Raw genomic sequence first — 9,768 nt, forward strand, 5'->3', positions numbered from 1 at the left:
CCCCCCCACCCCCCCCCCCCCCCCCCCCCCCCCCCCCCCCCCCCCACCCCCCCCCCACCCCTCCCCCCCCCCCCCCCCCCCCCCCCCCCCCCCCCCCCCGCCGAGCATGATCCCGAAAAGTGGTTACCGGTTTTCGGCCAAGATCATGCTCAAACAAGAGTTTTCTCGGCCGATGGCCGATCAAGTCGGCGGGCGTTTGGCCCGCGCTAGATGCAAGGGGTTTTCGATGACCCCGAAAAGGAGAACGGCATGAACCAAGAGGTCATGAATCTCTTCAATCCCCAGGCGCCTGCACAGGTGTTCGATTCCATCCGGATTTCGCTCGCCAGCCCTGAGAAGATTCTGTCCTGGTCGTTCGGCGAGATCAAGAAGCCGGAGACCATCAACTACCGCACCTTCAAGCCGGAGCGCGACGGCCTGTTCTGCGCGCGCATTTTCGGCCCGATCAAGGACTACGAATGCCTGTGCGGCAAGTACAAGCGCATGAAGTACAAGGGCGTCATCTGCGAGAAGTGCGGCGTCGAAGTCACGCTGTCGCGCGTCCGTCGCGAGCGCATGGGCCATATCGAGCTGGCCGCGCCGGTCGCCCATATCTGGTTCCTGAAGTCGCTGCCGTCGCGTATCGGCACGCTGCTCGATATGACGCTGAAGGACATCGAGCGCGTTCTCTACTTCGAGAATTACATCGTCACTGAGCCCGGCCTCACCGCGCTGAAGGAGCACCAGCTGCTCAGCGAGGAAGAGTACATGATGGCCGTCGACGAATATGGCGAAGATTCGTTCACCGCCATGATCGGCGCCGAGGCCATCCACGACCTTCTGGCCGGCATGGACCTGGAGAAGATCGCCGGCGACCTGCGTTCGGAGCTGGCTTCGACCACGTCCGAGCTCAAGCAGAAGAAGTATTTGAAGCGGCTCAAGGTCGTCGAGAACTTCATGGAGTCCGGCAACCGTCCGGAATGGATGATCATGAAGGTGGTCCCGGTGATCCCGCCGGACCTGCGCCCGCTGGTTCCCCTGGACGGCGGCCGCTTCGCCACGTCCGATCTCAACGATCTCTATCGCCGCGTCATCAACCGCAACAACCGCCTGAAGCGGCTGATCGAGCTGCGCGCGCCCGGCATCATCGTGCGCAATGAAAAGCGCATGCTGCAGGAAGCCGTCGACGCGCTGTTCGACAACGGCCGTCGCGGCCGCGTCATCACCGGCGCCAACAAGCGCCCGCTGAAGTCGCTGTCCGACATGCTGAAGGGAAAGCAGGGCCGGTTCCGCCAGAACCTGCTCGGCAAGCGCGTCGACTATTCCGGCCGCTCGGTCATCGTGACCGGTCCGGAGCTCAAGCTGCACCAGTGCGGCCTGCCGAAGAAGATGGCGCTCGAACTGTTCAAGCCCTTCATCTATGCCCGTCTCGACGCCAAGGGTTATTCCTCGACCGTCAAGCAGGCGAAGAAGCTGGTCGAGAAGGAGCGTCCGGAGGTCTGGGATATCCTCGACGAGGTTATTCGCGAGCATCCGGTGCTTCTGAACCGTGCGCCGACGCTGCACCGCCTCGGCATCCAGGCGTTCGAGCCGATCCTGATCGAAGGCAAGGCGATCCAGCTTCACCCGCTGGTCTGCACGGCCTTCAACGCCGACTTCGACGGCGACCAGATGGCGGTTCACGTGCCGCTGTCGCTGGAAGCACAGCTTGAAGCCCGCGTGCTGATGATGTCGACCAACAACATCCTGCACCCGGCTTCCGGCGCGCCGATCATCGTGCCGTCGCAGGACATGGTCCTGGGTCTCTACTATCTCTCGATCGTCAACCAGAACGAGCCGGGCGAGGGCATGGTGTTTGCCGACATGGGCGAACTCCAGCACGCGCTCGAGACCAAGGCGGTGACGCTGCACTCCAAGATCAAGGGCCGCTTCCGCTCGGTCGATGCGGACGGCAAGGTCGTGTCGAAGATCTACGACACCACGCCCGGCCGCATGATCATCGGCGAGCTTCTGCCGAAGAACGTCAATGTGCCGTACGAGACCGCCAACCAGGAGATGACCAAGAAGAACATCTCCAAGATGATCGACACCGTCTACCGCCATTGCGGTCAGAAGGAGACGGTCATTTTCTGCGATCGCATCATGGCCCTCGGCTTCAGCCACGCCTGCCGCGCCGGCATTTCGTTCGGCAAGGACGACATGCTGATTCCGGATGCCAAGATCAAGCTGGTTTCCGACACCGAGGCCTTGGCCAAGGAATACGAGCAGCAGTACAATGACGGCCTGATCACCCAGGGCGAGAAGTACAACAAGGTCGTCGACGCCTGGGCCAAGTGCTCGGAAAAGGTCGCCGACGAGATGATGGCTCGCATCAAGGCGGTCGAGTTCGAGGACAATGGCCGTCAAAAGCCGATGAACTCGATCTACATGATGTCGCACTCCGGTGCGCGCGGCTCGCCCACCCAGATGCGGCAGCTTGCCGGTATGCGCGGCCTGATGGCCAAGCCGAGCGGCGAGATCATCGAAACGCCGATCATCTCGAACTTCAAGGAAGGCCTGACCGTGCTCGAGTACTTCAACTCGACCCACGGCGCCCGCAAGGGTCTGGCCGACACCGCCTTGAAGACGGCGAACTCGGGTTACCTCACCCGTCGTCTGGTCGACGTGGCGCAGGACTGCATCGTCAACTCCGTCGACTGCGGCACCGACAAGGGCCTCACCATGCAGCCGATCGTCGATGCCGGCCAGGTCGTCGCTTCCGTCGGCCAGCGGGTTCTCGGCCGCACGGCGCTCGACGACATCACGCATCCGGTCACCGGTGAGGTTCTGGTCAAGGCCGGAACGCTGATGGACGAACGCGACGTCGAGCAGATCGAAAAGGCCGGCGTCCAGTCGGTCCGCATCCGCTCGGCGCTGACCTGCGACGTCAGGGTCGGTGTCTGCGCGGTCTGCTACGGACGCGATCTGGCCCGCGGCACCCCGGTCAACCAGGGCGAAGCTGTCGGCGTCATCGCGGCGCAGTCGATCGGCGAGCCGGGCACCCAGCTCACCATGCGTACCTTCCACATGGGCGGTACGGCGCAGGTGGTGGACTCGTCGTTCCTTGAAGCCTCGTATGAGGGCAAGGTCGAGATCCGCAACCGCAACGTGGTGCGCAACTCCGACGGCCAGCAGATGGTCATGGGCCGCAACATGGCCGTGCTGATCCTCGACGAGGCCGGCAAGGAGCGCGCCACGCACCGCCTCACCTATGGTTCGCGCATCTTCGTGGACGATGGCGACAAGGTGAAGCGCGGCCAGCGCATCGCCGAGTGGGATCCCTATACCCGCCCGGTCCTCACCGAAATCGAGGGCAAGGTGGCGTTCGAGGATCTGGTCGACGGCATTTCCGTCCAGGAAACGGCCGACGAATCGACCGGCATCACCAAGCGCGAGGTCATCGACTGGCGTTCGACGCCGCGCGGCAACGACCTCAAGCCGGCGATCGTAGTCCAGGACGCCAAGGGCAAGGTCGGCAAACTGTCGAAGGGCGGCGACGCTCGCTTCCTGCTCTCGGTCGAGGCCATTCTTTCGGTCGAGCCGGGTGCACAGGTTCGCCCCGGCGACGTGCTGGCGCGTATCCCGATGGAAAGCGCCAAGACCAAGGACATCACCGGCGGTCTGCCGCGTGTTGCCGAATTGTTCGAGGCACGCCGTCCGAAGGATCACGCCATCATCGCCGAGATCGATGGCACGATCCGCTTCGGCCGCGACTACAAGAACAAGCGTCGCATCATCATCGAGCCACATGACTCGACACTTGAGCCGGTCGAATACCTGATCCCGAAGGGCAAGCCGTTCCATCTCCAGGACGGCGACGTCATCGAGAAGGGCGACTACATCCTCGACGGCAATCCGGCGCCGCACGACATCCTTGCGATCAAGGGCGTGGAGGCGCTTGCGTCCTACCTCGTCAACGAGATCCAGGAGGTCTACCGTCTGCAGGGCGTGTCGATCAACGACAAGCACATCGAGGTGATCGTTCGCCAGATGCTGCAGAAGGTCGAGATCACCGCGCAGGGCGACTCGACCTACATTCCGGGCGACCACGTCGACGTGATCGAGCTGGAAGAGGTCAACGAGCGCCTGGTCGAGGACGGCAAGAAGCCGGCCGAAGGCCAGCCGGTGCTGTTGGGCATCACCAAGGCCTCGCTGCAGACGCCGTCCTTCATCTCGGCCGCCTCCTTCCAGGAGACGACCCGGGTGCTGACCGAAGCGGCGGTTGCCGGCAAGACCGACATGCTGCAGGGGCTGAAGGAAAACGTCATCGTCGGCCGTCTGATCCCGGCCGGCACCGGCGGCACGATGAGCCAGATCCGGCGCATCGCCACTTCGCGCGACGAACTGATCATCGACGAGCGCCGCAAGGCGTCGGGCGTCGAGGTCGCCGATCCGATGCTGACCGACATGGCTTCCGCCGCGCAGTAAGCGCGGCGGGTAAAGATCTCAGGCAACTAGGCCGTCGGGGCAACCCGGCGGCTTTTTTGTGAGTTGAGGTAGGGGGAGGCGTCGTCGGGTTGCGATACTTCGATCGTCCGGCGCCGCCCCTCATTGCCCTGCCGGGCATTTCTCCCCGTAAACGGGGAGAAAGAAGCTGGCCGCAACCTTGGCGCTCTTTCTGCGACGGTGGAGATTGGCGAAATCTTTGATGACTGCGTCCTTCTCCCCGTTCACGGGGAGAAGATGGCGGCAGCCAGATGAGGGGCGGCGCGACGCTTGCAAGATGGTCAGGGCCGGAGCGAAGGCCACTCCTTGCAGCGCCGCGGCGTCACTCGAAAAACGCTTCCACCACATTGCGCTTGCCGAGCATGAAGGCGTCGGCGACATGCTGCAGCGGGGCGAGATCGACGTCGGAGACGCCGGCGCGCACGATCTCGGCGAAGCGCTTGTAGAGCATCGGATATTCGGCTTCCGGCTCGTCGTGAACGACGCGCCCGTCGACCGCGAGTTTTGCGCCGCCGCCAGAAAGCACCATCGCGCCCTTGTCAGTCTCGGCCAGGATGTCCCAGCTTTGCGGGCCGGTCTGGCGCCAGTCGAGTTCCATCGCCACCGGCAAGCCGTTCGAGGTGCGGAAGGCGATATGGGCGGCGATCGGGGCGGCGCGGTTTTCGGGAAAATCGAGGATCGCCGAGCTGATGAACATCGCCGGCAATATGTGGGTCGCGATCGACAGCGCGTTGATGCCGGGATCGAAGACGCCGAAGCCGCCTGGAGCCCAGATCCAGTCCTGGTTCGGGTGCCAGCGGCGCACGTCCTCCTTCCAGTTGATGGCGGCCGACCTGATCTGGGTCGAACCTAAAAATGCGCGCGCCGCTTCAACCGCCGGCGCATAGCGCGAATGCCAGCTGGCGAACAGCGAGACGCCGTTTGCCGCGGCCAGTGCTTTCAGGTCTTCGACCTCGCTGACCGTGGCGCCGGGTGGCTTTTCCAAAAAAACATGTTTTTTCGCTTCGAGTGCCGTCCGCGCGGCGTCGTAGCGGAACTGCGGCGGCATGCAGAGCGATACGGCGTCGAGTTCCGGCACGGCGTCGAGCATCGCCTCGATATCAGGGAAATTCGCGATGCCGTCGACCTTGCCGTGCCGGCTGGCGGCCGCGGTGAGCAGGTAGTCGCGGTCCTTGGCCAGGGCCGGCAGGTGCTGGTCGCGAACAATCTTTCCCACGCCGACGATGCCGAGCTTGATGGGACCGCTATTCAGGGACATGGGAACTCCGCAGGTTGATATTGCGCTTGGTTCTTAGCAGAGAACCGATGCCGGGCAAGCAGTGCCAGACCGCGACGGCCCCAAACCGCGACGGCGAGGGACATGGCTGGTCACAGCGGCACGTCGAAGGTGACGATCGACACTTCGCCTTCGAGCGCGCCCTGATAGGCCGACAAATGCGGCTCTTCGTCGGGCACGCCGTCGAGGTCGCCGATCTGGTCGAGCTCAGCCTCGGCGTAGCCTTCGGCCGCGAGTGATTCGAGCGCCCGGCGCACCGCCGAATCGTCGTCGGGCGCGACCAGCATGAGGTGGACGCCTTCCGGCTTGCCGCCCTTTCTTTTCCACGCCCGGCCGGTGATGATGGTGACCGGGCGCTCATCATTGTCGTTCACGGGCCGATTCCTCCGGGCGAGGGGATTTGCGCTGTTCATGTCGCTTTTTCGCACGAAGCGTGGCTATGCAACAGCCGAGGGCCGGTCACTTTCTTCCTTGCTCTTGCAAAATGGCGAAAGAAAATTACATGCGCTTTTCGCATGGCTGCCAAGCCTCGGTTTCAGCGTAATATTTGGTGCTCCGGGGTTGACGGGCAACAGGCTTGCGAGTAGAAGCCGCCCAGTCAGAACCGATGTGAGGCTCTCCCTTCCGAAGCGACACGCTTTGGAGTTTGCCTCAAACAGGGTTCGTTTTACGAGCGAAAAGACATTTCCGGCGTGCATGAAGCGGTTTCCGCTTCCTCTGCCATTTGTTCGGGCAAGACCGCGAGGCGCGGTTTGTGGCCCGACTTTGCGTATGGAAATGACGCTTTGAGCGGCCCTGACCGGGCGAGACACGGAATTGAGAGACAAGAGGGTTTAATGCCTACCGTCAACCAGCTGATCCGCAAGCCGCGCATTGCGCCGGTGAAGCGCAACAAGGTCCCGGCCATGCAGCAGAACCCGCAGAAGCGGGGCGTCTGCACGCGCGTCTACACAACGACGCCGAAGAAGCCGAACTCGGCGCTGCGCAAGGTGGCCAAGATCCGCCTGACCAATGGTTTTGAAGTGATCGGCTACATCCCCGGCGAAGGCCACAACCTTCAGGAGCACTCGGTGGTGATGATCCGCGGCGGTCGCGTCAAGGATCTTCCGGGCGTCCGCTACCATATCATCCGCGGCGTGCTCGACACGCAGGGTGTGAAGAACCGCAAGCAGCGCCGTTCGAAATACGGCGCCAAGCGTCCGAAGTGACCGAAGCGTAGCCAAGGTCATCCCGGACGGCGCCAGGCGACGATCCGGGATCCAGGCCACCACGCAGAATTGAGGCAGAGAAAAAATGTCCCGTCGTCACAGTGCAGAAAAGCGTGAGATCAATCCGGACCCGAAGTTCGGCGATCTGATCGTCACCAAGTTCATGAACGCCGTCATGTATGACGGCAAGAAGTCGGTTGCCGAGACCATCGTCTACGGCGCGCTCGACCAGGTCCAGTCCAAGACCAAGCAGGAGCCGGTCACCGTCTTCCATCAGGCGCTCGACAATGTCGCGCCGCATGTGGAAGTGCGTTCGCGCCGCGTCGGTGGCGCCACCTACCAGGTTCCGGTCGACGTGCGCCCTGAGCGCCGTCAGGCGCTGGCCATCCGCTGGCTGATCGCCGCCGCCCGCAACCGCAACGAGACCACGATGGTCGACCGCCTCTCCGGCGAGCTGATGGACGCGGCCAACAACCGCGGCACCGCCGTCAAGAAGCGTGAAGACACCCACAAGATGGCAGAAGCCAACCGCGCCTTCGCGCACTACCGCTGGTAAAGCGCGAACGAGACTGAAGAGGCACCTCCCATGGCCCGCGAATATAAAATCGAAGACTACCGCAATTTCGGTATCATGGCGCATATCGACGCCGGCAAGACAACGACCACCGAGCGCGTCCTCTACTACACGGGCAAGTCGCACAAGATCGGCGAAGTCCATGACGGCGCTGCCACCATGGACTGGATGGAGCAGGAGCAGGAGCGCGGCATCACCATCACGTCCGCCGCGACCACGACCTTCTGGAAGGCTCGTGACGGCAAGATGCACCGCTTCAACATCATCGACACTCCCGGCCACGTCGATTTCACCATCGAGGTCGAGCGTTCGCTGCGCGTGCTCGACGGCGCCATTGCGCTGCTCGACGCCAACGCCGGTGTCGAGCCGCAGACGGAGACCGTCTGGCGCCAGGCCGACAAGTACCGCGTGCCGCGCATGATCTTCTGCAACAAGATGGACAAGATCGGCGCGGATTTTTATCGCTCGGTCGAAATGATCGGCTCGCGCCTCGGTGCGCAGGCTGTCGTCATGCAGCTGCCGATCGGCGCTGAGACCGAGTTCAAGGGTGTCGTCGATCTCGTCGAGATGAACGCGCTGGTCTGGCGCGACGAGACGCTGGGCGCCGCCTGGGACGTCGTCGAGATCCCCGACGACCTCAAGGCTCGCGCCGAAGAATATCGCGAGAAGATGATCGAGGCCGCCGTCGAAATGGACGAGACGGCGCTCGAGAATTACCTCGAAGGCAAGATGCCCAGCAATGACGAGATCCGCGCTCTGATCCGCAAGGGCACCATCGCGGTGAAGTTCTACCCGATGTTCTGCGGCTCGGCCTTCAAGAACAAGGGCGTGCAGCCGCTGCTCGACGCAGTCGTCGAATATCTGCCGTCGCCGGCCGACGTTCCGGCCATCAAGGGCGTCGACGCCAAGACCGACGCCGAGATCGAGCGTCACGCCGACGACAGCGAGCCGCTGTCGATGCTCGCCTTCAAGATCATGAACGACCCGTTCGTCGGCTCGCTCACCTTTGCCCGCATCTATTCGGGCAAGCTCACCAAGGGCATCTCGGTCGACAATACGGTGAAGGGCAAGAAGGAGCGCATCGGCCGCATGCTGCAGATGCATGCGAATTCGCGCGCTGACGTCGAAGAGGCCTTCGCCGGCGACATCGTCGCCTTGGCCGGCCTCAAGGACACGACGACTGGCGACACGCTCTGCGATCCGCTGCATCCGGTCATCCTCGAGCGCATGGAGTTCCCCGATCCGGTCATCCAGATCGCCATCGAGCCGAAGACCAAGAACGACCAGGAGAAGATGGGTCTTGCGTTGCATCGCCTGGCCGCCGAGGACCCGTCCTTCCGCGTCAAGACCGACGAGGAAAGCGGCCAGACGATCATCTCCGGCATGGGCGAACTGCACCTCGACATCATCGTCGACCGCATGCGTCGCGAGTTCAAGGTCGAGGCCAATGTCGGCGCGCCGCAGGTGGCCTATCGCGAGACGATCACCCGCAGGCACGAGCAGGACTACACCCACAAGAAGCAGACCGGCGGCACCGGCCAGTTCGCCCGTGTCAAGATCCTCTTCGAGCCGAATCCGGAAAGCAGCGAATTCCTGTTCGAATCCAAGATCGTCGGCGGCGCCGTGCCGAAGGAATACATCCCCGGTGTCGAAAAGGGCATCAACAGCGTCATGACCTCCGGCCCGTTCGCCGGCTTCCCGATGATCGGCGTCAAGGCGACGCTGATCGACGGCGCCTACCATGATGTCGACTCCTCGGTGCTCGCCTTCGAAATCGCCGGCCGTGCCTGCTTCCGTGAAGCGGCGCCCAAGCTTGGCGTGCAGCTGCTCGAGCCGATCATGAAGGTCGAAGTGGTGACGCCGGAAGATTATGTCGGCAGCGTCATCGGTGATCTGAACGGCCGTCGCGGCCAGATTCAGGGCCAGGAATCGCGTGGCGTGGCGGTTGTTGTCAACGCCATGGTGCCGCTCGCCAACATGTTCAAATACGTCGACAATTTGCGCTCGATGAGCCAGGGCCGCGCGGCCTACACGATGCAGTTCGATCACTACGAGCCGGTCCCCACCGCGGTCGCTCAGGAAGTCCAGAAGAAATACGCGTAACCCCAACGGGTTGCAGCGCTAACTTAATTCAAAGCCCGCACGGGCGAGCAGGAATGGAGAGATCACATGGCAAAAGGTAAATTCGAGCGTACAAAGCCTCATGTGAACATCGGCACGATTGGCCATGTCGATCATGGCAAGAC

6 protein-coding genes and 1 pseudogene are annotated in these 9,768 nt (G+C 63.0%); 5 read left to right on the top strand and 2 right to left on the bottom strand.

Features of this window, described 5'->3' with window-relative positions:
* The first annotated feature begins 249 nt into the window (after nucleotides 1–249).
* Complete coding sequence (gene rpoC, locus AC0L2K_RS33495; protein WP_091591775.1) at nucleotides 250–4,446, top strand: DNA-directed RNA polymerase subunit beta'; 4,197 nt, start codon at nucleotides 250–252, stop codon at nucleotides 4,444–4,446.
* A gap of 340 nt (nucleotides 4,447–4,786) precedes the next feature.
* Here rpoC and AC0L2K_RS33500 read toward each other — a convergent pair whose 3' ends face one another.
* Both AC0L2K_RS33500 and AC0L2K_RS33505 read right to left on the bottom strand, forming a co-directional pair.
* The gene (locus AC0L2K_RS33500) at nucleotides 4,787–5,722 is read right to left on the bottom strand and encodes a Gfo/Idh/MocA family protein (protein WP_473533468.1); all 936 of its coding nucleotides are present in this window, start codon (nucleotides 5,720–5,722) and stop codon (nucleotides 4,787–4,789) included.
* Between the two features lie 110 nt (nucleotides 5,723–5,832).
* Nucleotides 5,833–6,114: a hypothetical protein gene (locus tag AC0L2K_RS33505; RefSeq protein ID WP_023798115.1), complete on the bottom strand. Its 282-nt coding sequence runs from the start codon at nucleotides 6,112–6,114 to the stop codon at nucleotides 5,833–5,835.
* A gap of 462 nt (nucleotides 6,115–6,576) precedes the next feature.
* Here AC0L2K_RS33505 and rpsL point away from each other — a divergent pair, with 462 nt between their 5' ends.
* The 4 genes and pseudogenes from rpsL to AC0L2K_RS33525 all read left to right on the top strand — a co-directional run.
* Nucleotides 6,577–6,948: a 30S ribosomal protein S12 gene (gene rpsL, locus AC0L2K_RS33510; protein WP_006333356.1), complete on the top strand. Its 372-nt coding sequence runs from the start codon at nucleotides 6,577–6,579 to the stop codon at nucleotides 6,946–6,948.
* Nucleotides 6,949–7,033: 85 nt separating this feature from the next.
* Nucleotides 7,034–7,504: a 30S ribosomal protein S7 gene (gene rpsG, locus AC0L2K_RS33515; protein WP_008875664.1), complete on the top strand. Its 471-nt coding sequence runs from the start codon at nucleotides 7,034–7,036 to the stop codon at nucleotides 7,502–7,504.
* A 30-nt stretch (nucleotides 7,505–7,534) separates the two neighbouring features.
* Nucleotides 7,535–9,625: an elongation factor G gene (gene fusA, locus AC0L2K_RS33520; protein ID WP_023798114.1), complete on the top strand. Its 2,091-nt coding sequence runs from the start codon at nucleotides 7,535–7,537 to the stop codon at nucleotides 9,623–9,625.
* Nucleotides 9,626–9,691: 66 nt separating this feature from the next.
* A pseudogene (locus AC0L2K_RS33525) lies at nucleotides 9,692–9,768 on the top strand (GTP-binding protein); the annotation flags it as partial.

Source organism: Mesorhizobium sp. WSM4817 (genome assembly GCF_055811135.1).